At 65.0% G+C, this 23,698-nt stretch carries 19 protein-coding genes and 1 pseudogene; 13 read left to right on the top strand and 7 right to left on the bottom strand.

The features are described 5' to 3' along the window. Positions 1-5 precede the first annotated feature (5 nt). The gene (locus tag EJB06_RS27150) at positions 6-995 is read left to right on the top strand and encodes a DUF1353 domain-containing protein (protein WP_126077160.1); all 990 of its coding nucleotides are present in this window, start codon (positions 6-8) and stop codon (positions 993-995) included. A 575-nt stretch (positions 996-1,570) separates the two neighbouring features. Then, positions 1,571-3,928: a DNA internalization-related competence protein ComEC/Rec2 gene (locus tag EJB06_RS27145; RefSeq protein ID WP_126077204.1), complete on the top strand. Its 2,358-nt coding sequence runs from the start codon at positions 1,571-1,573 to the stop codon at positions 3,926-3,928. Between the two features lie 55 nt (positions 3,929-3,983). Here the strand turns inward: EJB06_RS27145 and EJB06_RS27140 are convergent, their stop codons facing one another. Then, on the bottom strand, positions 3,984-4,511 hold the full coding sequence (locus EJB06_RS27140) for an HAD domain-containing protein (RefSeq protein ID WP_126077159.1): 528 nt from the start codon (positions 4,509-4,511) through the stop codon (positions 3,984-3,986). 55 nt (positions 4,512-4,566) lie between these two features. Here EJB06_RS27140 and EJB06_RS27135 point away from each other — a divergent pair, with 55 nt between their 5' ends. Further along, positions 4,567-5,076 carry a hypothetical protein gene (locus tag EJB06_RS27135; RefSeq protein WP_126077158.1) on the top strand — a complete coding sequence of 170 codons (510 nt, stop codon included), beginning with the start codon at positions 4,567-4,569 and terminating at the stop codon, positions 5,074-5,076. Here the strand turns inward: EJB06_RS27135 and EJB06_RS27130 are convergent. Both EJB06_RS27130 and EJB06_RS27125 read right to left on the bottom strand, forming a co-directional pair. Further along, the gene (locus tag EJB06_RS27130) at positions 5,054-6,463 is read right to left on the bottom strand and encodes an ATP-binding protein (RefSeq protein ID WP_126077157.1); all 1,410 of its coding nucleotides are present in this window, start codon (positions 6,461-6,463) and stop codon (positions 5,054-5,056) included. The two genes, EJB06_RS27135 and EJB06_RS27130, sit on opposite strands and share 23 nt — an antisense overlap. A 1-nt stretch (position 6,464) precedes the next feature. After that, positions 6,465-7,151, bottom strand: a complete 687-nt coding sequence (locus EJB06_RS27125) for a response regulator transcription factor (RefSeq protein ID WP_126077156.1) — start codon at positions 7,149-7,151, stop codon at positions 6,465-6,467. Positions 7,152-7,288: 137 nt separating this feature from the next. Here EJB06_RS27125 and EJB06_RS27120 point away from each other — a divergent pair, with 137 nt between their 5' ends. Genes EJB06_RS27120 through EJB06_RS27110 form a run of 3 tightly spaced genes read left to right on the top strand, consistent with a single transcriptional unit; the run spans position 7,289 to position 9,464 of the window. Continuing rightward, a complete protein-coding gene (locus EJB06_RS27120) occupies positions 7,289-7,741 on the top strand; it encodes a Spy/CpxP family protein refolding chaperone (RefSeq protein WP_126077155.1) in 453 nt (150 codons plus the stop codon). Positions 7,742-7,759: 18 nt separating this feature from the next. Then, a complete protein-coding gene (locus EJB06_RS27115; protein ID WP_126077154.1) occupies positions 7,760-8,614 on the top strand; it encodes a dioxygenase family protein in 855 nt (284 codons plus the stop codon). Between the two features lie 40 nt (positions 8,615-8,654). After that, positions 8,655-9,464 (top strand): alpha/beta fold hydrolase, encoded by an 810-nt coding sequence (locus EJB06_RS27110; RefSeq protein WP_126077153.1) that lies wholly within the window; start codon positions 8,655-8,657, stop codon positions 9,462-9,464. 61 nt (positions 9,465-9,525) lie between these two features. On the opposite strand, the gene EJB06_RS27105 is transcribed toward EJB06_RS27110, so the two are convergent. After that, the gene (locus tag EJB06_RS27105) at positions 9,526-10,164 is read right to left on the bottom strand and encodes a TetR/AcrR family transcriptional regulator (protein ID WP_126077152.1); all 639 of its coding nucleotides are present in this window, start codon (positions 10,162-10,164) and stop codon (positions 9,526-9,528) included. Between the two features lie 109 nt (positions 10,165-10,273). On the opposite strand from EJB06_RS27105, the gene EJB06_RS27100 reads away from it, so the two are divergent. The 3 genes from EJB06_RS27100 (at position 10,274) to EJB06_RS27090 (ending at position 12,719) form a co-directional block, all read left to right on the top strand. Beyond that, positions 10,274-11,302, top strand: a complete 1,029-nt coding sequence (locus EJB06_RS27100; protein WP_126077151.1) for an SDR family oxidoreductase — start codon at positions 10,274-10,276, stop codon at positions 11,300-11,302. A 220-nt stretch (positions 11,303-11,522) separates the two neighbouring features. Continuing rightward, positions 11,523-12,092, top strand: coding sequence for a dCTP deaminase (gene dcd / locus EJB06_RS27095; protein ID WP_126077150.1), 570 nt, complete (start codon positions 11,523-11,525; stop codon positions 12,090-12,092). Between the two features lie 81 nt (positions 12,093-12,173). After that, entirely contained in the window at positions 12,174-12,719 is a 546-nt protein-coding gene (locus EJB06_RS27090) for a hypothetical protein (RefSeq protein ID WP_126077149.1), read from the top strand. 87 nt (positions 12,720-12,806) lie between these two features. Here the strand turns inward: EJB06_RS27090 and EJB06_RS27085 are convergent, their stop codons facing one another. Then, positions 12,807-15,059: an arginine/lysine/ornithine decarboxylase gene (locus tag EJB06_RS27085; protein WP_126077148.1), complete on the bottom strand. Its 2,253-nt coding sequence runs from the start codon at positions 15,057-15,059 to the stop codon at positions 12,807-12,809. On the opposite strand from EJB06_RS27085, the gene EJB06_RS32075 reads away from it, so the two are divergent. Further along, the gene (locus EJB06_RS32075) at positions 15,058-15,195 is read left to right on the top strand and encodes a hypothetical protein (protein WP_164558053.1); all 138 of its coding nucleotides are present in this window, start codon (positions 15,058-15,060) and stop codon (positions 15,193-15,195) included. The genes EJB06_RS27085 and EJB06_RS32075 overlap by 2 nt on opposite strands. A 44-nt stretch (positions 15,196-15,239) precedes the next feature. Here the strand turns inward: EJB06_RS32075 and EJB06_RS27080 are convergent, their stop codons facing one another. Beyond that, the gene (locus EJB06_RS27080) at positions 15,240-15,725 is read right to left on the bottom strand and encodes a dihydrofolate reductase (RefSeq protein ID WP_126077147.1); all 486 of its coding nucleotides are present in this window, start codon (positions 15,723-15,725) and stop codon (positions 15,240-15,242) included. A gap of 330 nt (positions 15,726-16,055) precedes the next feature. On the opposite strand from EJB06_RS27080, the gene carA reads away from it, so the two are divergent. The 3 genes and pseudogenes from carA (at position 16,056) to EJB06_RS32725 (ending at position 22,887) form a co-directional block, all read left to right on the top strand. Continuing rightward, complete coding sequence (gene carA, locus EJB06_RS27075) at positions 16,056-17,210, top strand: glutamine-hydrolyzing carbamoyl-phosphate synthase small subunit (RefSeq protein WP_126077146.1); 1,155 nt, start codon at positions 16,056-16,058, stop codon at positions 17,208-17,210. Further along, positions 17,203-21,061, top strand: a pseudogene (gene carB, locus EJB06_RS27070) (carbamoyl-phosphate synthase large subunit). Before carA ends, carB begins: the two are co-directional and overlap by 8 nt. A 77-nt stretch (positions 21,062-21,138) precedes the next feature. Next, positions 21,139-22,887: a methyl-accepting chemotaxis protein gene (locus tag EJB06_RS32725; RefSeq protein ID WP_164558052.1), complete on the top strand. Its 1,749-nt coding sequence runs from the start codon at positions 21,139-21,141 to the stop codon at positions 22,885-22,887. 11 nt (positions 22,888-22,898) lie between these two features. On the opposite strand, the gene thyA is transcribed toward EJB06_RS32725, so the two are convergent. Continuing rightward, positions 22,899-23,693, bottom strand: a complete 795-nt coding sequence (gene thyA / locus EJB06_RS27060) for a thymidylate synthase (RefSeq protein ID WP_126077145.1) — start codon at positions 23,691-23,693, stop codon at positions 22,899-22,901. Between the last annotated feature and the right edge of the window lie 5 nt (positions 23,694-23,698).

Raw genomic sequence — 23,698 nt, 5'->3', positions numbered from 1 at the left:
CGATAATGAAACTTGGCCATATTTTCGGTCTACTGTCAATTTCACTCGTGTGCGCTGTTCCGGAGGTGGCAAATGCTAGCGATATATATTACGGTAAATTTCTCGACGACTTGAAGGGGAAATGGGATACAACAGCACGTCCTCGTCCAGTCTTCGAGTTAGTTAACGATTTTCGGTTTGAGGATCCTAATGGGTTGATGTGGACTGCTCCCGCCAAGATCAAGGTTGACGGTGCCAGCATTCCTCAATCGCTTTGGGGCGTCGTTGGAGGCCCCTTTGAGGGAGAATATATAAATGCATCGGTGATACACGACCATTATTGTCGAACGAAAGAACGAACCGCCCACGATACTCATAGAAATTTCTATTATGGAATGAAAGCGGCTGGTCTGCCGGAATGGAAAGCAACTCTGATGCATTGGGCAGTCGCCACGTTTGGCCCAAAGTGGGAACTTCGCTCCAAGATAATTGTCAAAAACATTTGTACGACGACGAATACGGCCGAGGGTATATCGAGGACGATATGTTCGGCAGTTCCAAGCCTAACAAACGACCTGGTAAGTATGCCTGCTGTTGATCTTTCAGATCCCGCTACGCTTGCCATGGCTGTGGCCAAGACTGAAGCTATTGCCCGTACGCTCAAAACCTCAGATGGAAAATTGCTCGATGTTACTGAGACAGGCATCGTCATGGTTCAGTTAAAGACCGTAGAAAAAAATGCTGAGCAGTATCGAAACCTCTTTGTCAGTCAACAGCATAAGACAGACCCCTCCAAGTTAGGCATTTTATCGTCGACTGATTTTGGAACTTTAGCGGACACCAAGGTTTGGCCTTCTAAAACAGTGCCAACAATATCCAAGGTTAAATTGCTAAATAAAACTACGAAAGACACAATTCCTGCGGACTCTCCGTTTAAAATGAAGAGCCAAGATGCACAACTAATTCAAGATCGAATCAAAATAGATGCTTTGAAATTTTCGACTGAGTTAAATTAAAGCGCACCTCGAAAATCTCTACAAATCTGGCATTATGACGACGCCTCATGATCAAGACCGGCGCCCAGCCTGCCGCTGCGGGTGCCGGCGCAAAAGATCGCTGCGTTGACCGGCACTGCCGTGGCGGCCTACGTGCGGCTGGCCGGCTTCGGCGTACCGGCCCAGCGCACGTTGTACATGCTCGCGGTGGGTCGCCGCCGCGCTCAGGTTCGGACGGCTCACGCAGGTCTCGCATGTGCTGTGGGTGGCGCTCGGCTTGGAGGTTCTAAACGACCGTTGGGCGATTGCATCGCCCAGCCTCTGGCTCTCGTCCGGCGCGGTGGCCGCCATTTGGTATTCCAGCACCGGGCGTATCGCAGTCGCCCGTCCGCGCTGGCGAGTCACCCAGCTTGTTCAGCTTGGCTCCGCGCTTCTGGTCGGCAAACAGGTGGTTTTGATCATGCGGAAATCGTCCGAATCGGTGGTTCGCCATCATGCCATGGACGGAGTAGTTTTTCGAGGTGCCCTGATATGCACCAAAGCCGAGCGTTGCAGGCCATGGCATGCTGGGGGTTTTGTCCACGCCCCGGGTCGCCATGCGCATTGCCATCCTCGGATTTGCCTGTGGTGCCGCCGTGCTGCAAGTCCAGGCGGCGCTGCCATCGCCATCGACGATGGCGGCGTTGGCCGGCGTCGCGCTCCTGCTCTGCTTCCTGCGCGGTGCGACAAAGACGGCAATGGCCGGCGCGCTGGCTGGTTTCTGCTGGGCGGCGCTGCTGGCCCACCTTGCGCTGACGCCCGAACTGGCCAAGGCCGACGAGGGCCGCGACATCACCGTCGTCGGCACCATCGACAGCCTGCCGCACCGCTTCGAACAGGGCGTGCGCTTCCATTTCAGGGTCGAACGGGTGCTGGGCGACGCGGCCGTGGTGCCGCCGCGCGTGTCGCTGGCGTGGTATGCCGGCTACCGCGACAGCGTGCGGCCGGTGGCCGACGTGCAGCCCGGCGAGCGCTGGCAGCTGGTCGTGCGCCTGCAACGCCCGCATGGCAACGCCAACCCGCACGGTTTCGATTACGAAGCGTGGCTGCTGGAGCAGGGCGTTCGTGCCACCGGCTATGTGCGGCCGGAAGGCGCGGCCAACCGGCGGATGGATCGTTTCGTCCTTGGCTTTTCCAACGTGGTCGAGCACTGCCGCGCCACGCTGCGCGAGCGCATCCTGCGCGCGCTGCCGGACAAGGAGTATGCGGGCGTGATCGTGGCATTGGTTGTCGGCGACCAGCGCTCGATCGGCCAGGACGACTGGAGTGTGTTCAACCGTACCGGCGTAGGTCACTTGATCTCCATCTCCGGCTTGCACATCACGATGGTCGCCGGACTGTTTGCCTCGCTCGCATCCTTCCTGTGGCGCCGCTCGTTCTTCACCGGCGCCCAGCTGCCGCTGCGGATGCCGGCGCAAAAGATCGCGGCGTTGACCGGCACCGCAGTGGCGCTGGCGTACGTGCTGCTGGCCGGCTTCGGCGTGCCGGCCCAGCGCACGCTGTACATGCTCGCGGTGGTCGCCGCCGCACTCTGGTTCGGACGGCTCACGCAGGTCTCGCATGTGCTGTGCATGGCGCTCGGCCTGGTGGTGCTGATCGACCCCTGGGCGATTGCCTCGCCCGGCTTCTGGCTCTCGTTCGGCGCGGTGGCCGCCATTTTGTATGCCACCACCGGGCGTGTCGCAGTCGCGCGCCCGCGCTGGAGCGGCATGCTGCTGGTGGGCGTGCACACGCAGTACGTGGTGACGCTCGCGCTGGTGCCGTTGACGATGCTGCTGTTTTCGCAGGTGTCGCTGGTCAGCCCGCTGGCCAATGCGCTGGCGATCCCGCTGGTCAGCTTCGTCGTCACGCCGCTGGCGCTGGCGGGCAGCATGCTGCCGGCACCCGTGTCGACCTTGCTGTTGAACGTAGCTCACTATGCCGTGCAGGCGCTGGCCTGGGTGTTGAGCTGGTGCGCGGGATCCCGCTTTGCCGTGTGGAGCGCGCCGACACCCGAACCGTGGCTGTTCGTGTTTGCGGCCATCGGCACGGTGTGGATGCTCGCTCCACGCGGATGGCCGCATCGCTGGACCGGCTTGGCCGCGTGGCTGCCGCTGCTGACAGCGCAGCCCACCCATCCGCCACCGGGCGAGGTGGCGGTGACCGCGTTCGATGTGGGGCAGGGCATGGCCCTGCTGATCGAAACCAGCGGCCACCGGCTTCTGTACGATACCGGGCCCGCCTACACGCCGGAGTCGAACGGCGCGAACCGGGTGGTCCTGCCGTACCTGAAAGGGCGCGGTATCGGCTATCTGGATGGCGTGATCGTCAGCCACAGCGACATCGACCACGCGGGCGGCGGGCGCACCCTGCTCGATGCGATCGGCGTTGGCTGGGTGGCCTCGTCGCTGTGGTACGACCATCCGATCGTCAAGGCCGCGCCCCGCCACGTGCGCTGCAGCGGCGGGCAGCGCTGGACATGGGATGGGGTGCGCTTCGAGATGCTGCATCCGAGCGCCGCCAGCTACGACGATCCCGGCCTAAAGCCGAACGCGCGCGGCTGCGTGCTGCGGATTACCGCCGGCGACCATGCGATCCTGCTGGCAGGCGACATCGAAGCGGCGCAGGAAGCGCAACTGGTGGCCGGATCGGCGCCGCTCCTGCGTGCGCACGTTTTGCTTGCGCCGCATCACGGCAGCGGCACCTCGTCCACGCCTGGTTTCCTGGCTGCCGTGCAGCCGACACTGGTGCTGTTCCAGGTCGGTTACCGGAACCGTTACCGCCATCCCAAGAGCGAGGTTGTGGAGCGCTATGAAAGGATGGGAATCGAACGCCTGCGCACGGACGAATCGGGAGCGGTCATGCTCGACTCGGGCACCGGCTTCAGGCCTGTCGAATATCGCCGCGTCCATGCGCGGTATTGGCATGGCAAATAATCGCACGTTTAAGGGCGCGGGAACGAGGAACGGAACGCGGCTGCTAGGATGCCGGCTACACTACCTGTGAACGCAGCAGGCGCTGTGCTTCGGACAGCTTGTCGGCATTCAGACCAACCCACGGCTCGCACAGCACAACCAAACCATCGTCGTACAGGGACGTTCCACGCAGGCTAGCTCCGCTTTGCTCGTCATCAAGCACAAGCATTGGACAGCCTCGTGGTAAATGATGGAGCGCCCAATGGTGGATCTCATCGAAGCGCGACCACCCGCTGCACTTTGGCGTTGTCCACGTATCGTGCATGCCCTCCGCGACAAATTGGAGATGGCGACGATGAAACACTGCCCGTAGTTGGTCGCACGCCAGATAGTGTGACCACGAGGAGCTGATCACATACTGGGGGTTGAACTCGTCGTGGAGCGCAGCCAGATTTTGGCGAGCCTCAGCGCAGAGCAGGCCATTCCACAGTTCCGGCCAGCCGTCGAGATCGCCGGACTTGAAGGTCGCCATGACTTGGTAACTGGTAAATTCCCGGCTGATTGCCAGCACGTCGTCGATATCTAGAAAAATTGTCGGTTTCATGATTGTGCATAATATGTCAGTGCGATCAGTGATAGCAGGTCAAGAAAGAACATCAATGAACATCGTAAATCTGAATGCCGACATCATTCCCGGCCAGGGCGCCGCAGGCTTTCAACTCGGCGTGCACCTGACGCAGGTGCGCTCTATTTTCGAGCGCGTTACCCGTTGGGACAGCAAGCGGCAAGCGCTGCGCGACGCTGTTGCGCAGTGCGACGGCTGGCTGATGGCTCCCGCGACCTCGTCCAACGACGGGCGCCAGGGCCAGTCCTTCTACTACCGGCGCGGCGCGGTCGAACTGCATTTCGATGAACACGGGACGCTGTCGACCATCGCTGTCTTCGATGGCTACGCCGGCGCTCTTTTCGGGAAGATCCACGTGGGCGACGAACTGGCTGGGGTCACCGAGTTCTGCGACGTGATGTTCGACGAAGATGAAGACATGCACTACCCGAGAGACAGCGCCATCGCGGGGCTCGGCTTTGGCGCCGAATTCGAAGCGCTGGAAAAGGCCCCATCGCAGCGCATCTTCGCGATATACCTGTTCAACCGGCCAGCGGCAACGTAATTTCCACCCGCAGCCCACCGCCTTCGCGGTTGCTGGCCTCGATGCTGCCGCGATGCGCATCGATCACGCGCAGCGCAATCGCCAGTCCCAGTCCATGTCCGTCGACGTTATTGCTGGTGGCGTTGGAGCGGAAGAAGGGCTGGAAGATCGACCCCAGGTCGGCCTGCGCCACGCCCGGCCCGCGGTCGCACACCGCTACTTGCACGCGGTCGGCATCGGCGCCGACCCCGATCTCGATCGTGCCGCCGTCGCCACTGTGCTTGATGGCGTTGCGGATCACGTTCTCGATGGCGCTCCACAGCAGGTCCGGCGCCCCGCGCACCGTGACGATCGCCTGCCCCGACAGCGTCACGCGGCGCCCGCATTGCTCGGCCTCGAAGCGGGCATCGGCCACGATGTCGTCGACCAGGTCCATGAACGAGACATCCTCGAAGCGCGGCAGCGCGCTCGAGACTTCCAGGCGCGATAAGGTCAGCAGCTCACCGACCAGCTTATCCATGCGTACGCTCTCGCGTTCGATGCGTTCGAGCGACGTGCCGATCCTGTCGGGCTGCTGGTGCGCCAGGCCGATGGCCGCCTGCAGGCGCGCCAGCGGTGAGCGCAGTTCGTGCGAGACGTCGTGCAACAGGCGGCGCTGGCCGTCCATCAGGGTGCGCAACTGTCCGCTCATGCGGTCGAAGTCGCGTCCCAGGTCGTTCAGTTCATCGCCGCGCACGCCCTTGATCTGCGCAAAGCGGGGCGACAGGTCGCCGCCGGCGGCCGCTTCGAAGGCGCCGCGCAAGGCCCGGATCGGACGCGAGAAATACCACGCCAGCAGGGCCGCGAACAACAGGCTGGCCAGGGTTGCGCCGGCCATGGTGATGTAGGGCAGCAGCTCGCGGTTCGGCGGCGGCCCGCGCCGCGCGCCTGGGCCGAAACCGGGCGGCGGCATCGGGCGCAGGCCCGTGCCGGCGCCGCCCGGCCCGCGCTGGTCCAGCCAGCGCACGAACACCAGCAAGCGTTCGCCGTCCGGCGCCGTCAGTGTGCGCACCACGTTGTGGCGCGCCGGCTGCCCCAGCATGCGCTCGGCCTGGGCGCGCAATGCCGGCGTGACGGTGCGTCCCAGCATCTCGCGCCCGCCCGCGTCGATGACGAAAATGCTGTGGCGCGTCGTGCCGCTCACCAGCTCGCGCAGTGCGGCGCTGCCGCCATGCTTCAGGGTGGCGGCCGCCGTGTCGATGATGAATTCGGCCGACGGCCCGGTGTCGATGCCGGTCGCGCGCGGCGAGTCCACGGCCGCCTGCGTGCGCGCCTGGTCGCGCAGCCAGAACACGGTGCCCACGCCGATGGTGGCCGCCAGCTGCGCCAGCAGGATCGACAGGAAGAACTTCCAGAACAGGCGCCCCATGCTAGTCGCGAATCAGCTGGTACCCGAGACGGTACACGGTTTGCAGGCAGGAGCGGCCGTCGGCCAGGGTGCCCAGCTTGTGCCGCAGGCTGCTCAGGTGGACGTCGATATTGCGGTCGAAACGCGCCATCGGCCGGCCCAGTCCCTGTTCTGACAGCTCGTTCTTGCTGACCGGGCGTCCCGCGTTGCGGGCCAGGACTTCGAGCAGGTTGAATTCGGTGCTGGTCAGCTCCAGCGCGGTGCCGTCCCAGCTGGCGCGCCGCTGCGCCGGCTGCATCGACAGCTTGCCGACGTTGATGGTCACGCCGTCGCCGTCGCCGCGCGGTGCGTGGGTGCGGCGCAGGATGGCGCGAATGCGCGCCGTCAGCTCGCGCGGGGTGCACGGCTTGGTGACGTAATCGTCCGCACCGAGTTCCAGACCGAGAATGCGGTCGGTGTCGTCGCCGCGGCCGGTCAGCATGAGCACCGGCAGGTGGCTGCGCTCGCGGATGCGGCGCAAGGTCTCGATGCCGTTCATCTGCGGCATCATCACATCGAGCACCGCGATCGCATTGCGGCCGGACAGCGCCTCGCGCGTGCCGGCCTCGCCGTCGTGGGCGCAGCAGACGCGAAATCCTTCCTGCTCCAGGTATTCGCGGAACATGCCGACGAGTTCAACGTCGTCATCGATTAATAGCACTTGGTTCATGCAGCCATCATAGCAAACCGGACGCCGTCCGATCAGCGGGCGGGCGATGCCTTTACGCGCTTTTACATGTCCCCGACACCGATTTACATGGCGCTCTCGCACAATGGAGTCCTTCTCACGCACCGACAGGAACTGCCATGAAAAACCCGTACCACCGCGCACTCGCCATCTTGTTAAGCAGCGCCTGCCTTGGCGCCATTGCCGCCCCGGGGGAGGGCCGCATGCCGCCGCCCGGCCCGGGTCACCACCAGCACGGACCGGCTTTCGCACCCGGGGTCGACCTGAGCGACGCCCAGGAAGACAAGGTCTTCGCCATCATGCACGCACAGGAACCGAAGCGGCGCGAGTACAGGCGCACCTTGCATCAATCGCAGGATGCCCTGCGCGCCCTCGGCACGGCGGAGCAATTCGACGAGGCCAGGGCGGCATCGCTGGCGCAGGCGGCCGGCAACGCACTGGCCGCGCTGACCCTGCTCGACGCCCGCACCGACGCCCAGGTGCGCGCCGTGCTCACGCCGGAACAGCGCAAGCAGTCGGCCGAGAATCGTCCGCGCCGCGAGCAGCGCCGGCCCGGCCGGCAAGCGGATTAAGCGGCGAAGGAGCGCACCATGGAACATCACGACCACGATCACAGCCTGGGCCAGGACATTCAAGCGATGCTGGACATGACCTTGAGCCGGCGCCAGTCGCTGCGCTGGCTGTTTGCGTCGGCCGCAGCGCTGCCGCTGGCGGCCTGCGGAGGCGGCGGAGGCGGCAGCGCCGGCGAGAGCACCGCCGGCACCACGCCTGCCACCCCCACGACCGGGAGCAGCGCGTCGTGCGCGTTGATTCCCGAGGAAACCGGCGGTCCGTATCCGGCCGACGGCACCAACAGCAGCGTCGGCGGGGTGGCCAATGCGCTGATCCTGGCCGGCATCGTGCGGCCCGATATCCGCGCCAGCATCGCCGGCGCCACCGGGGTCGCCGCCGGCGTGCCGCTGACAATCAGGCTGCAGATGGTGAACCTCAAATCGGGCTGCGCCGCGCTGGCCGGCGCCACCGTGTACCTCTGGCACTGCGACCGCGAAGGGCGCTACTCGATGTACAGCAGCGGCATCAGCGCCGAAAACTACCTGCGCGGCGTGCAGGAGGCCGATGCCGGCGGGATGGTTACGTTCACCACCATCTTCCCCGGCTGCTATGCGGGACGCATGCCGCATGTGCACTTCGAGGTGTATCCGAGCCTGGCCAAGAGCACCAGCGCGGCGAACCGGATCAAGACATCCCAGTTCGGCTTTCCGGCGGCGATGCTGGCCGAGGCTTACGCGGCCACCGGCTACAGCGCCAGCGTACGCAACCTGGCCGGCATCAGCTACGCGACCGACAATGTGTTCAGCGACGGCACCGCCCTGCAGATCGCCAGCGTGACGGGCAGCGCGAGCCTGGGCTACGTCGCCACCCTGACAGTAGGGGTTTCCCTCTAAACCTGTACGGCCGGCCGCGGAATCGTCTTACAATCGAAAAATGACGACACCGATCCTGCATTTCTCACACGGTAACAGCTTCCCGGCCGGCAGCTACACCAGGTTCCTCGACCAGCTGCGCGGGGATTTCGACATCCGCGCCGTCGACATGTACGGCCACGATCCCGAGTATCCGGTCAGCGACGGCTGGCCCAAGCTGGTCGAGCACCTGATCGCCACGCTGGAGAGCTACGGCGAGCCGGCGATCCTGGTCGGTCATTCGCTGGGCGGGATGCTGAGCATGATGGCGGCACGCGAGCGCCCGGACCTGGTGCGCTGCGTGGTGATGCTCGATTCGCCGGTGGTGGCGGGCTGGCGCGCCATGCTATGGCGGGTGGTGAAGTCGAAGCAAAGCTGGAGCGATTATTTTTCGCCGGCCCGCCTGTCGCGCCGGCGCCGTACCGTCTGGCCGAGCGTGCAGGCGGCCTACGACCACTTCATCTCGAAGCCGGTGTTCGCCAGCTGGGCCCCCGGCGTGCTGCACGACTACCTGGAACACGGGCTCGAACCGCATCCGGACGGCGTGCAGCTGCGCTTTTCGCGCGAGGTCGAGACCGAGATTTACCGCGGCCTTCCGCATCACCTGGGCAGCGTGATGGACAAGACCTACCCGGTGCCGATCGGCTTCATCGCCGGCACCGAGTCGGTCGAGCTGCGCCAGGCCGGCCTGGAAGCCACGCGCAAGCTGGTGGGCGATAATTTTGCCGAGATCCCCGGCGGCGGCCACCTGTTCCCGATGGAGTCGCCCGAGCTGGCGGGGCGCCTGACGCGCGAGATGATCGCCAGATTGCTCGCACAGCGCCAGGTCTGACGATTCCCCGGCGCGGCCGACGCTGCGCCGGGACGAGCGCATCGGCGGCAGCGGCGGGCCGCTATCCATCCTGCTGTTGCGGTGAGTCCGCACTGGCGATCAGCCCACGCAAGAACACCAGGATCAGGCGTCCCGACGGATCGGGTCGTCCCGCCACGCGTTGCAGCGCCAGGCCATGCGTCAGCGCCATGAAGGCCCCCGCGAGCTGCTCCGGGTCGGCCGGCGGCGTGCGTCCGAGCGTGGCGAACAGGCTGCCGACCACGCGGCCGAGCGCGGCCCGGTGCGCATCCCACACCGTCCGGTACTCGACCGCGAAGGTCGGGCTGCGATTGGCGTGCAGCTGCAGTTCGATCGACAGCATGCACCAGTCGGCATCGCTGTTGAGCGTGGCAGCCCAGGACTCCAGCTCGCTCAACAGCTGTTCCGGCGCGCGTCCTTCATTGTCGATGAGCCTGGACAGTTGCGCGGCTTCGGCCTCCATATGCCCGCGCAACAACTCCAACAGAACTTCTTCCTTGCTGGCAAAGTTCGAGTAGAAGGCCCCCTGCGAATAGCCCGCCTCATCCGCGATATCGCGGATCGACGTGCCGCCATAGCCATTCGCGACAAATAACTGCCGGGCGGTGTCGATCAGGCGCGCGCGCGTCTGGGCCTGGCTTTCCTCGCGGGACAGGCGCTTTCGTGGTGTGGTGGAGCTCATGCCCATAAAGATATCACATGAACTCTGGATATGGATTGAAATATTACTTGACATGCCCGCGATGCCTCACGCACACTAAATATCACTTGAACTTTGAAAATCAACTGATATGAAAACGAATACCCAACTGAACACCGCGTTCGTCACCGGCGCGACCGGACTGCTCGGCAACAACCTGGTGCGCGCGCTGATCGGGCGCGGCGTGTCCGTCAAGGCGCTGGTGCGTTCCCTCGACAAGGGCCGGCAGCAGTTCGGGGGAGTGGACGGCATCGAACTGGTGGCGGGCGACATGGCGGACGTGGCCGCCTTCGCCGGCAAGCTGACGGGATGCGATGTCGTGTTTCACACGGCGGCTTTCTTCCGCGACAACTACAAGGGCGGCAGCCACTGGCAGCAACTCAAGCGCATCAACGTCGACGGGACCCGTTCGCTCATCGAACACGCCTACGGCGCCGGCATCCGGCGTTTTGTCCAGACCTCGTCGATTGCCGTGCTCAATGGGGAACCGGGCACCCTGATCGACGAAACCTGCTTGCGCGAGCTGGACGATGCGGACGATTATTACCGCAGCAAGATACTGGCCGATCAAGCCGTGCTGGACTTTCTGGCAAGCCACCCGGACATGCACGCCAGCCTGGTCCTGCCCGGCTGGATGTGGGGACCGGCCGACATCGGCCCCACCTCGTCGGGACAATTCGTCAACGATGTGGTGCTCGGTAAATTGCCGGGGCTGGTGCCAGGCAGTTTTTCGGTGGTCGACGCGCGCGACGTGGCGCAGGCGCAGGTCGCGGCGGCATTGCAGGGGCAACGCGGCGCACGGTACCTGGCGGCGGGGCGCCACATGACTATGCAGCAACTGGTTCCCTTGCTGGGCAAGATCGCCGGGGTCGGGACGCCGACGCGCGATCTGCCGCTACCCCTGTTATACGCCCTGGCGGCGGTGCAGGAACTCTACGCGCGCCTCACCGGCAAGCCGGTCCTGCTCGGCCTGGCCACGGTGCGCCTGATGGTCAGGGAGGCTGGACGCAGCCACTTCAACCACGCCAACAGCGAGCGCGAACTCGGCCTGACATTCAGGCCGCTCGAAGACACCGTGGCCGATACCATCGCCTGGTATCGCAGCCATGGCTGGTTTTGACGCGAACGTTTTCCGTGTGGCGGCCGGCCGGGTGGCCGGGCTTGCAAAAATAGGGCGGCGATCTCCGCCGGCAAGGGCTTTTCGCGTAAAATCGCGGGAAATTCCAGCTTCGCCGCCCGGTGTGGGCGGACCTTGTGCGAACAAGCTCGCGCAAGCTGCCGCTGCGCACCTGGCGAAGCAAGCGTCATTTGACACATTCTCTCATTTTGGAAGCACACGCATGAGCATTAAATCCGACAAATGGATCCGCAAGATGGCTGCGGAAACGGGCATGATCGAGCCTTTCGAGCCAGGCCAGATCAAGGAGCACAACGGCCAGAAGATCGTCTCGTACGGCACCTCGAGCTACGGTTACGACATTCGCTGCGCCGACGAATTCAAGCTGTTTACGAACATCAACACCACCATCGTCGATCCCAAGGATTTCGATGCGAATAACTTCGTCGACGTTTCCGGCAAGGGATTCTGCATCATCCCGCCGAATTCCTTCGCGCTGGCGCGCACGGTGGAGTACTTCCGGATTCCGCGCAATGTGCTGACCATCTGCCTCGGCAAGAGCACCTACGCGCGCTGCGGCATCATCGTCAACGTGACCCCGTTCGAACCGGAATGGGAAGGTTACGTGACGCTGGAATTCTCCAACACCACGCCGCTGCCGGCCAAGATCTATGCCAACGAAGGCGTGGCCCAGGTCCTGTTTTTCGAATCCGATGAAGTGTGCGAGGTCTCGTACAAGGACCGCGGCGGGAAGTACCAGGGGCAGGTGGGCGTGACGCTCCCGAAAACCTGATTGCTTCCATGACTGGCGCCGCGAGGCGCCATTTTTTGCGGCGCCTGGCGCTTTGCCGGCTCGTCCCAACCGGAGCTTCTCATGCCGATCACCTTCCTTAACAGTACCGGGTTCGATGCCACCTGCGTGGTCCTGGACAAAGCGCGCACCGACGCGGTCAATGTGCTGGTGGCGCCGCAACACTTCGCGCAGCTGTCCACCGCCCACCGCTATACCGTCGTGGCCGAACACGTCGTCCACGGCGTCGTGCGCCGCAGCGTACCGGTCACCGTGACGGGCGGCGCGAAGTTCTTCGCCAGCGCCATCCACGATCCGTCGCAGAAGGCCGATGTGCTGACGATCGAGCACGTCCCCGACGCCGGTTCGAAGGTGCTGCGATTCCACGTCGACGGTCTGGCGCCGGTCGACTTCACGATCGAGCGGGACGGCGCTGCATTCCGTACCATCACCACGAGCGATGCGCGCTCGGAGTATGCCGTGCAGCTTGACGAGAGCTACACCATCTTCGCCGTCGTCAACGGCATCACCACCGACGAGGTGAGCACCACCAACGCCAATGCCCTGGTCACGGTGGCGAGCATCGACGGCGCATCCCTGTCCTGGGGTTATCGCCTGCAGGTCGACTGAGCGCCAGCGGCACGGCCGGGCACGAAAAAAAAGGAACCGCGAGGTTCCTTTTTTGCCGGTGCGCGCGCGGGCCGCGCATCGGTCCGATTACTGGCGCACGCAGTCCACGAAGTAACCGCGCTTGCCGTCCACCTCGCGCTTGACCAGGCCGTGCACGTCGGTCTCGAAGCCGGGGAAGCGCTCGTTGAAGTCGCGCGCGAAGCGCAGGTAGTCGACGATGGTCTTGTTGAAGCGCTCGCCCGGGATCAGCAGTGGAATGCCCGGCGGGTAAGGCGTGAGCAGGATCGCCGTGATGCGGCCTTCCAGCTCCTCGATCGCGACGCGCTCGATTTCGCGGTGCGCCATCTTGGCAAAGGCGTCGGACGGCTTCATCGCCGGGATCATGTCGGACAAATACATCTCGGTGGTCAGGCGCGCCACGTCGTAGGTCTTGTAGAAGTCGTGGATCTGCTGGCACAGGTCGCGCAGGCCCATCGCTTCGTAGCGCGGGTTGGCCGCCGCGAATTCCGGCAGGATGCGCCACATCGGCTGGTTCTTGTCGTAGTCGTCCTTGAACTGCTGCAGCGCCGTGACCAGCGTGTTCCAGCGCCCTTTGGTGATCCCGATGGTGAACATGATGAAGAACGAGTACAGCCCGCACTTCTCGATGATCACGCCGTGTTCGGCCAGGTACTTGGTGACGATCGAGGCCGGAATGCCGGACTCGCCGAACACGCCGTCGAGCGACAGGCCCGGGGTGACCACGGTGGCCTTGATCGGATCGAGCATGTTGAAGCCCGGGGCGAGCTTGCCGAAACCGTGCCAGTCGTCCTCGGCGCGGATCATCCAGTCGTCCTGGCTGCCGATGCCTTCTTCCGAGAAGCTGTCCGGACCCCAGACCTGGAACCACCAGTCGTTGCCGAATTCGGCGTCGACTTTTTTCATGGCGCGGCGGAAGTCGAGCGCTTCGAAGATCGATTCTTCCACCAGCGCGGTGCCGCCCGGCGCTTCCATCATGGCCGCGGCGACGTCGCACGAGGCGATGATCGAATACTGCGGCGAGGTCGAGGTGTGCATCAGGTAGGCTTCGTTGAAGGCATCCTGGTCCAGCTTGACCGTCTCGGATTCGCGCACCAGCACCTGCGAGGCCTGCGACAGGCCGGCCAGCAGCTTGTGGGTCGACTGGGTCGAGAAGATCATCGATTCCTTGGCGCGCGGGCGGTCCTTGCCGATCGCGTGCATGTTCTTGTAGAAGTCGTGGAAGGTCGCATGCGGCAGCCACGCTTCGTCGAAGTGCAGGGTGTCGATCTTACCGTCCAACATTTCGCGCAGGGTCTCGACGTTGTACACCACGCCGTCGTAGGTCGACTGGGTGATGGTCAGGATGCGCGGCTTCTTGTTGACGGCCTGGCGCGCGAAGGGATTGGCTTCGATCTTGCGGGCGATCGATTCGGGCGTGAATTCTTCGAGCGGAATCGGGCCGATGATGCCGAGGTGGTTCCGGGTCGGCATCAGGAACACGGGAATCGCGCCGCACATGATGATCGAGTGCAGGATCGACTTGTGGCAGTTGCGGTCGACCACGACGATGTCGCCCGGGGCGACGGTCGAATGCCATACCATCTTGTTGGACGTCGAGGTGCCGTTGGTGACGAAGTAGCAGTGGTCGGCGTTGAAGATGCGCGCGGCATTGCGTTCGGACTTGGCCACAGGGCCGGTGTGGTCGAGCAGCTGGCCGAGTTCTTCGACGGCGTTGCAGACGTCGGCGCGCAGCATGTTCTCGCCGAAGAACTGGTGGAACATCTGGCCGATCGGCGACTTCAGGAAGGCCACGCCGCCCGAGTGGCCGGGGCAGTGCCAGGAGTAGGAGCCGTCGTTGGCGTAGTTGACCAGCGCGCGGAAAAACGGCGGCGCCAGGCTGTCGAGGTAGGACTTGGCTTCGCGGATGATGTGGCGCGCCACGAATTCGGGCGTGTCCTCGAACATGTGGATGAAGCCGTGCAGTTCGCGCAGGATGTCGTTCGGGATGTGGCGCGAGGTGCGCGTTTCGCCGTAGATGTAGATCGGGATGTCCGAGTTCTTGTGGCGGATCTCCTTGACGAAGGCGCGCAGCGCGATCAGGGCCGAATCGGTGTCTTCGATCGAGCCGGAACCGAATTCCTCGTCATCGATCGACAGCACGAAGGCCGAGGCGCGCGACTGCTGCTGGGCGAACTGCGACAGGTCGCCGTAGCTGGTCACGCCAACGACCTCCATGCCCTCTTTTTCCATCGCCTCGGCGAGCGCGCGGATACCGAGCCCGGAGGTGTTCTCGGAACGAAAATCCTCGTCGATAATGACGATTGGGAAACGAAATTTCATGGACAGCTCCAAAGCGAAGCGCCGTGAGGATGTCCGCGCCTGTGCGGGACGCCGCTCACGGCACCGGTCAAAAAAAGAAGAAGCGGATTTTCGCAGAAATGACGGCAATCCGGTGAAAAAACTTTTGCTAGATTAACTACATGCGGGCTGTAGTGTCGCACACTATGGCCGCACGGGTGTTCAGGGCGCTTTTGTATACGTCACGAAGGCGTAATCGAAGCCGTTCGCTTCCGAACGGTGCGTCTCGCGCGCGTACTCGGTCCATGCGCCCGGGCCGAGCGGCGGAAAAAACGCGTCGCAGTCGAAGGTGTGCGCGATCTCGGTGACGATCAGCGTCTGCGCCAGCGCCAGGGTCTGGGCGTAGATCTGGGCGCCGCCGATGACGAAAGCCGGCGCCTCGCCCGCCAGCGCGATCGCGTGCGCAACCGACAGGGCCCGCTCCACGCCGTCGTGCCGCCAGTCCGGATTGGTCGTGATGACGATGTTGCGCCGGTTCGGCAGCGGGCGGCCGATCGAGTCGAAGGTCTTGCGGCCCATGATGATCGGGTGGCCCGTGGTCAGGCGCTTGAAGTGCGCCAGGTCTTCCGGCAGGCGCCAGGGCAGGGTGTTGTCGATGCCGATGCCGCGTTCGGCATCCATCGCGACGATGAGGCTTAAATGGGTCATGGGTGTTGCTCGCTGCTGGTTGGCTTGAATCGGGAAAAACGCGACATTATGGCGCAAATCGCGCGCCGGGCCGCAATTGCCTTGTATCGAACCGGTGCGGCATCGTCCGCCGCCGTTTTCTTGGCAGAGTGTTATTGATCCATATCTTTGTCGGTTGGCACTTTTGGCGCTCGCCGCGAGGTGGCGCATACCAAATGTCGGTTTAAGAAGACAGGCCAACAACTGCCAGTGTGAGGCGTTATTTCTTTCAGGTATCGTGTTTTTCGACAGGCGGCGTGGGCATCCAAACCCAGCCACGCGCCATGCCGAAGCACCTCACCGGGAGACTGTATGAAGCACCCGCTCAGCGGCTCGGGAACACGTCCCGGCGCCATTCTCGCGCTCCAGGATGGCACGCTGTTTTACGGCGCCGCAGTCGGCGCGCCGGGCCGGACCAGCGGCGAAATCGTCTTCAACACGTCCATGACCGGGTACCAGGAAATCCTGACCGACCCCAGTTACGCGCGCCAGATCGTCACCCTCACGTATCCGCACATCGGCAACACCGGCATCAACGCCGAAGACGGCGAATCGGCGCGCGTGCACGCGGCGGGGCTGGTGATCCGCGACCTGGCGCTGCTGGCGTCGAACTTCAGGAGCAGTGCCAGCCTGGCCGATTTCCTGGCCGCGCAGGGCGTGGTCGCCATCGCCGGCATCGATACCCGCAAACTCACGCGCCTGCTGCGCGACGGCGGCGTGCAGCACGGCGCCATCGTGACCGGCGACGACCCGCAGCCGGCGCTGGCGCTGGCGCGCGCCTTCGGCGGCATGGCCGGCGCCGACCTGGCGCGGCTGGTTTCCACGCAGGCGCCGTACCGGTGGGACCAGACGGCATGGCGGCGGGGAGGCGGTTTCGGGCGCCAGCAACATGCGCACCTGCACGTCGCCGCCTTCGACTTCGGCGTCAAGTCGAACATCCTGCGCATGCTGGCCGAGTGCGGATGCCGCATCACCGTGCTGCCCGCCGCTACCTCTGCGGCCGAGGTGCTGGCGCTGGCGCCGGATGGGGTCTTCCTGTCCAACGGCCCGGGCGACCCGGCCGCCTGCGGCGACGCCATCGAAGCCGCGCGCATCCTGATGGAGGGCGGCATGCCGGTATTCGGGATCTGCCTCGGGCACCAGATCATGGCGCTGGCATGCGGCGCCAGCACGGTCAAGATGAAGTTCGGCCATCGCGGCGCCAACCACCCGGTGCAGGACCTGGCCAGCGGCAAGGTGGCGATCACCGCGCAGAACCACGGCTTCGCGGTCGATGCAGCCACCCTGCCGGCCAACTGCCGCGTCACCCACGTGTCGCTGTTCGACGGTTCGCTGCAGGGTTTCGAACGCCTGGACAAGCCGGCCTTCTGCTTCCAGGGCCACCCCGAAGCCTCTCCCGGCCCGCACGACATGGCCGGCCTGTTCGACCGGTTCGTGACCATGATGGAGGAACGCCAGCATGCCTAAGCGCGCAGATATCCGCAGCATCCTGTTGATCGGCGCCGGACCGATCGTGATCGGCCAGGCCTGCGAGTTCGATTACTCCGGGGCCCAGGCCTGCAAGGCCCTGCGCGAGGAAGGCTACAAGGTCATCCTCGTCAACAGCAACCCGGCCACCATCATGACCGACCCGGACATGGCCGATGTCACCTACATCGAGCCGCTCGACTGGGAAGTGGTGGCGCGCATCGTCGCCAGGGAGCGTCCGGACGCCATATTGCCGACCATGGGCGGGCAGACCGCGCTCAATTGCGCGCTCGACCTGCACCGCCACGGCGTGCTGGCCGAATACGGCGTGGAGCTGATCGGCGCCACCCCGGAAGCGATCGACAAGGCCGAGGACCGCGCCAAATTCAAGGCCGCGATGAGCGCCATCGGCCTGGCCTCGGCCCGTTCGGGCGTGGCGCACAGCATGGCCGAAGCGTGGGAGGCGCAGGCAACGCTCGGGTTTCCGGTGGTGATCCGGCCATCGTTTACGATGGGCGGCAGCGGCGGCGGGATCGCTTACGACGCCGCGCAGTTCCACACCATCTGCCAGCGCGGGCTGGAACTGTCGCCCACGCGCGAGCTGCTGATCGAGGAATCGCTGCTGGGGTGGAAAGAGTTCGAGATGGAAGTCGTGCGCGACAGGAACGACAACTGCATCATCGTCTGCTCCATCGAAAACCTCGACCCGATGGGCGTGCACACGGGCGACTCGATCACCGTGGCGCCGGCGCAAACGCTGACCGACAAGGAGTACCAGATCATGCGCAACGCCTCGCTGGCGGTGCTGCGCGAAGTGGGGGTGGATACGGGCGGCTCCAACGTGCAGTTCGCGCTCAACCCGCACGATGGCCGCATGATCGTCATCGAGATGAATCCGCGCGTCTCGCGCTCCTCGGCGCTGGCGTCCAAGGCCACCGGTTTTCCGATCGCGCGCGTGGCGGCCAAGCTGGCCGTGGGATTGACGCTCGACGAACTGCGCAACGAGATCACCGGCGGCGCCATGCCGGCCTCGTTCGAACCGTCGATCGACTACGTGGTGACCAAGATCCCGCGCTTCGCCTTCGAAAAATTCCCCGGCGCCGACGAGCACCTGACCACGCAGATGAAGTCCGTCGGCGAAGTCATGGCCATCGGCCGCACGTTCCAGGAATCGTTCCAGAAGGCGTTGCGCGGGCTCGATATCGGCGTCGACGGCGTGCGCCGCGACGGCATGCGCACCGGCCGCGCGGTGATCGAGGATGAACTGCGCAAACCCGGCCCGGACCGCATCTGGTATGTGGGCGCCGCCTTCGCCCAGGGCCACACGCTCGACGAAGTGCACGCCTGCAGCGCCATCGACCCCTGGTTCCTGGCGCAGATCAAGGACCTGGTCGAAATCGAGCTGTGGATCGAACGGCAGAGCCTGGCCGCACTCGACAGGCCGGTCATGTTCCGGCTCAAGCAGCAGGGCTTCGGCGACCGCCGCCTGGCCGCGCTGCTGGGCGCGAGCGAGCAGGCCGTGCGCGAGGCGCGCCATGCGCTCGGCGTGCGGCCGGTGTACAAGCGGGTCGACACCTGCGCCGGCGAATTCGCCACCACCACCGCCTACCTGTATTCGACCTACGACGAAGAATGCGAAGCCGCGCCCAGCGAACGGCGCAAGATGNTGCGAAGCCGCGCCCAGCGAACGGCGCAAGATGATGGTGCTGGGCGGTGGCCCGAACCGCATCGGCCAGGGCATCGAATTCGATTACTGCTGCGTGCACGCGGCCATGGCGCTGCGCGACGACGGCTACGAGACAATCATGGTCAACTGCAATCCGGAGACCGTATCGACCGACTTCGATACGTCGGACCGCCTTTACTTCGAGCCGGTGACGCTGGAAGACGTGCTGGAAATCGTCGCCATCGAACGGCCCGAAGGCGTGATCGTGCAGTTCGGCGGCCAGACCCCGCTCAAGCTGGCGCTGGCGCTGGAAGCGGCCGGGGTGCCCATCATCGGCACCTCGCCCGACATGATCGACGCCGCCGAAGACCGCGAGCGCTTTCAGCGCATGCTGCAGCGGATCGACCTGCGCCAGCCGCGCAACCGCAGCGCGCGCTCCGAACAGGAAGCGGTGCGCATGGCCGCCGACATCGGCTACCCGCTGGTGGTGCGGCCCTCGTACGTCCTGGGCGGACGCGCCATGGAAATCGTGCACGAAGCGGCCGACCTGGAACGCTACATGCGCGAGGCGGTCAAGGTCTCGCACGATTCGCCGGTGCTGCTGGACCGCTTCCTGGACGACGCCATCGAGGTCGATGTCGACTGCGTGGCCGACGGCAGCCGGGTCGTGATCGGCGGCGTGATGGAGCACATCGAGCAGGCCGGCATCCACTCGGGCGACTCGGCCTGTGCGCTGCCGCCGCATTCGCTGGGCGAGGCCACGGTGCTGGAGATCCGGCGCCAGACCGCGCTCATGGCGCTGGAACTGAACGTGGTCGGGCTGATGAACGTGCAGTTCGCCGTCCAGCAGTTGCGGGTCGACGCGCGCCTGGTGGACTTCGTCTACGTACTCGAAGTCAATCCGCGCGCCTCGCGCACCGTGCCGTTCGTGTCCAAAGCCACCGGCCTGGCGCTGGCCAAGATCGCCGCGCGCTGCATGGCCGGGCAATCGCTGGACCGGCAGGGCGTGGAAGAAGCGCTGGCACCGCGCTTCTGCGTCAAGGAAGCGGTGTTCCCGTTTGCCAAATTCCCAGGCGTCGACACCATCCTCAGCCCCGAAATGAAGTCGACCGGCGAAGCGATGGGCATCGGCCCGACCTTCGGCGAAGCCTTCTTCAAGGCGCAGCTGGGCGCCTCGGTCAAGGTGCCGACGCAGGGACGCGTCTACCTGCGCGTGCGGCGGGCCGACCAGGCGCGCGCGGTGGCCCTGGCACGGCGCCTTGCGGGTGCCGGTTTCTCCCTGTGCGCCAGCCTGGTGACGGCGACCGTGATCCGCGCCGCCGAAATCGAGGTCGCCGAGATCGACGACGACGCCATGCTGGCCGCGCTGGCATCGCGCGGGCTGTCCATGGTGGTGCTGACGGTGGACGAGCGGCGCAGCGCGGTGGCCGCCTCGCAGGCGATGCGGGTGGCCGCGCTGGCCGCCGGTACGGTGCTCTGCACCACCATCGCCGGCGCCGAGAGCATGTTCGAGGCCAGCCTGCATGCGGCCAGCGTCGGGCTGGTCTCGCTGCAGGAGCTGCACCGCGCGCCGGCGCTGGCCGCGCCGTCGCCCACAGGCCGCCCGAGCCCCAGCGCGGCCGACCTGCTGGCGGCCGCCGCCACGCTGCCGGAACGGCGCCGGCAAGCGCGCCAGCGCACGGTCGGCGCCCCCGTGCTCAAGCTGTTCATCCGCCAGCCCTTCACCGAATCGGACGCCGTCCAGCAGCAGCTGGTCGGCCAGGTGCTGCACCTGATCGACAGCGCCAACGGGCTGCCGCACCCATTCGACTACCTGACCGGCGCCAGGGCCGAAAGCGCCGACACCTTCAGGAAGTCGTTCGAGCGCGAGACCGGCATGCCGTTCACGCCCAAGCACTTCCGCGACCACCGGCTCGATTTGCTGAACCAGGCCGACGCGCTGGTCAACATCCGGGTCGGCATGAGCGAGAGCAGCGCCTTCGAGCTGGCGTACCACATCTTCCGAGGAAGGCGTACGCCGGTCCTGTTCCTGGTGTGGAAGGAGGCGCCGATCAAGACCACCCTGATCCGCGAACTGCAGGACCTGTGCGACGTCACCTATCTGGAGTTCGGGCAGGTGGACGAACTGCGGGCCGGCATCCAGGCATTTTTCGCACGGCTGCGGCCCGCCGCCGCGCGCCAGTAACGCAAGCAGGCCGGCCGCATGGTGCGGTACCGGTGTATCGAGGATTATTTTCAGATCAGCCACGCAAGGAGTATCGAATGTTCGACAACATCAGCATCAAAAACCTCGTCACCGGGGTTCTCGGCTTCCTGATCGCGCTGCTGGTGGCGATCGGCGGCATGGGCATCTACAGCGCCGGCCATTCGGTCGCCCTGATTCGCGACGTCACGCTCGAAGACTACAAAAACAGCTCGGTGCAGGCGGCCAGCCGGCTCGAGATGGAACTCAATCGCAGCCAGATCCTGCAGGCACTCCAGCACAATCCGGTGCTGCCCTCGTCGCAACTGCACGACCACGCCCTGGTCGTGCACTTCGACCAGATCGACGCGATCGCCGAGCGCGCCACCAAGCGCTGGAAGGAATACATGGACGCCATCAAATCGCCGGAAGAGAAGCGCCTGGCCGAGGAGTGGTACGCCAAAAGCGAGGGGCTCGGCCTGGAAAACATCCGCGCGGCCGCGGCCCTGATCAAGGCCGGCAAGTGGGAAGACGCCGAGCATGTGCTGATCAAGAAAATCAATCCGACCTACCGGGTCGGCGACGCGGCGATGGAACGCATGAAGGAAGCCATCGCCACCCGCGTCAGCGCCGACGAAGTGCGGGTCCAGGACGAACTCAAGGAGATCGCCTGGATCATGGTGGCGGTGCTGGTCCTGGGTGTGGTGCTCGGGATCGCGGTCGGCTGGGCCCTGCTGCGCGCGATTTCGCTGCCGCTGCAGGAAGCCATGCAGATCGCCGTGCGCGTCGCCGACGGCGACCTGACCGGCAAGATCGGCAAGCACGGACGCAACGAGATCGGCGCCTTGCTCGGCGCGCTGGACAAGATGAAGGCCAACCTCGCCAGCATTGTCGCGGAAGTCCGCAGCAGCACCGACACCATTTCCAGCGCATCGAGCGAGATCGCGGCCGGTAACACCGACCTGTCGGACCGCACCAGCTCCCAGGCCAGTTCGCTGGAGCAGACCGCGGCGTCGATGGAAGAACTGACCTCCACCGTGCGCCAGAACGCCGACAATGCGCGCCAGGCCAACGTGCTGGCCCTGTCCGCGTCGGAAGTGGCGACCAAGGGCGGGGTGGTGGTGGCGCAGGTGGTCGAGACCATGGGGTCGATCAATGCCTCGTCGAAGAAGATCGTCGACATCATCGCCGTCATCGACGGTATCGCCTTCCAGACCAATATCCTCGCGCTCAACGCGGCGGTGGAAGCGGCGCGCGCCGGCGAGCAGGGACGCGGCTTCGCGGTGGTGGCATCCGAAGTGCGCAACCTGGCGCAGCGCTCGGCCGGCGCCGCCAAGGAGATCAAGCAGCTCATCGGCGACTCGGTCGAAAAAGTCGACAGCGGCGCCAGGCTGGTCGACCAGGCCGGCGAGACGATGCAGGAAATCGTCACCAGCATCCAGCGCGTGACCGACATCATGGGCGAAATCACCACCGCCAGCGCGGAGCAGACGGCCGGCATCGACCAGATCAACGAGGCGGTCGGGGAGATGGATTCGATCACCCAGCAAAACGTGGGCCTGGTCGAGGAAGCGGCTGCGGCGGCGGGCTTGCTGCAGGAGCAGGCCGGCGCGCTGACGCAGGTGGTCAGCGTGTTCAAGGTCGACGGCGCGCCGCTGCGGGCGCCGGACGTGGCGGCGCGCAAGGCGCCGCCGCGCAAGCCGGAACCTGCGGCCCCGCGCCTGGCGGGCAAGCCGCAGCCGGTCGCGCCCAAGGCGGCCGCACCGAAGGCCGCCGCCCCGAAGCGCGCGGCCAGCGCCGCGGTCGAAGCGGACTGGGAAGAGTTTTAAGGGCGCTGCCTTTAGACCGCGACCGGCGCCTTGATGTGCGGGTGCGACTGGTAGCCCTCGACGTCGAAGTCCTCGAACCGGTAGTCGAACAGCGAATCCGGTTTGCGCTTGATGACGAGGCGCGGGAGCGCGAACGGCTCGCGCGCCAGCTGCAGGTCGACCTGCTCCATGTGGTTCGAATACAGGTGGCAGTCGCCGCCGGTCCAGATGAAGTCGCCCACGTCCAGGCCGGCCTGCTGGGCCATCATGTGGGTCAGGATCGCATACGAGGCGATGTTGAAGGGCACGCCGAGGAAGATATCGGCGCTGCGCTGATACAGCTGGCATGACAGCTTGCCGTCGGCCACATAGAACTGGAACAGCGCGTGGCAGGGCGGCAGCTTCATGTTCGGGATATCGGCCACGTTCCAGGCCGAGACGATCATGCGGCGCGAGTCCGGATTGTTTTTGATCTGCTCCATCACCTGGGTGATCTGGTCGACATGCTCGCCGGCCGGGGTGGGCCAGCTGCGCCACTGGTAGCCATAGATCGGCCCGAGGTCGCCGTTGGCGTCGGCCCAGTCGTCCCAGATACTGACGCCGTTGTCCTTGAGGTAGGCGATATTGGTGGAGCCGGCCAGGAACCAGATCAGTTCATGGATGATGGATTTGAGATGCACCTTCTTGGTGGTCACCAGAGGGAAGCCGTCCTGCAGGTTGAAGCGCATCTGATGGCCGAAGACCGAGCGCGTACCGGTGCCGGTGCGGTCGGTTTTTTCGGTGCCATGGTCTTTCACATGGCGCATGAAGTCGAGGTATTGGCGCATCGTTA

Origin of the sequence: Massilia atriviolacea (assembly GCF_003953935.1) — a bacterium.
Taxonomy (GTDB): Bacteria; Pseudomonadota; Gammaproteobacteria; order Burkholderiales; family Burkholderiaceae_D; genus Telluria_A; species Telluria_A atriviolacea.
The sequence above is the reverse complement of the archived record's forward strand: the minus strand, read 5'-3'. Positions and strand labels throughout refer to the sequence as shown.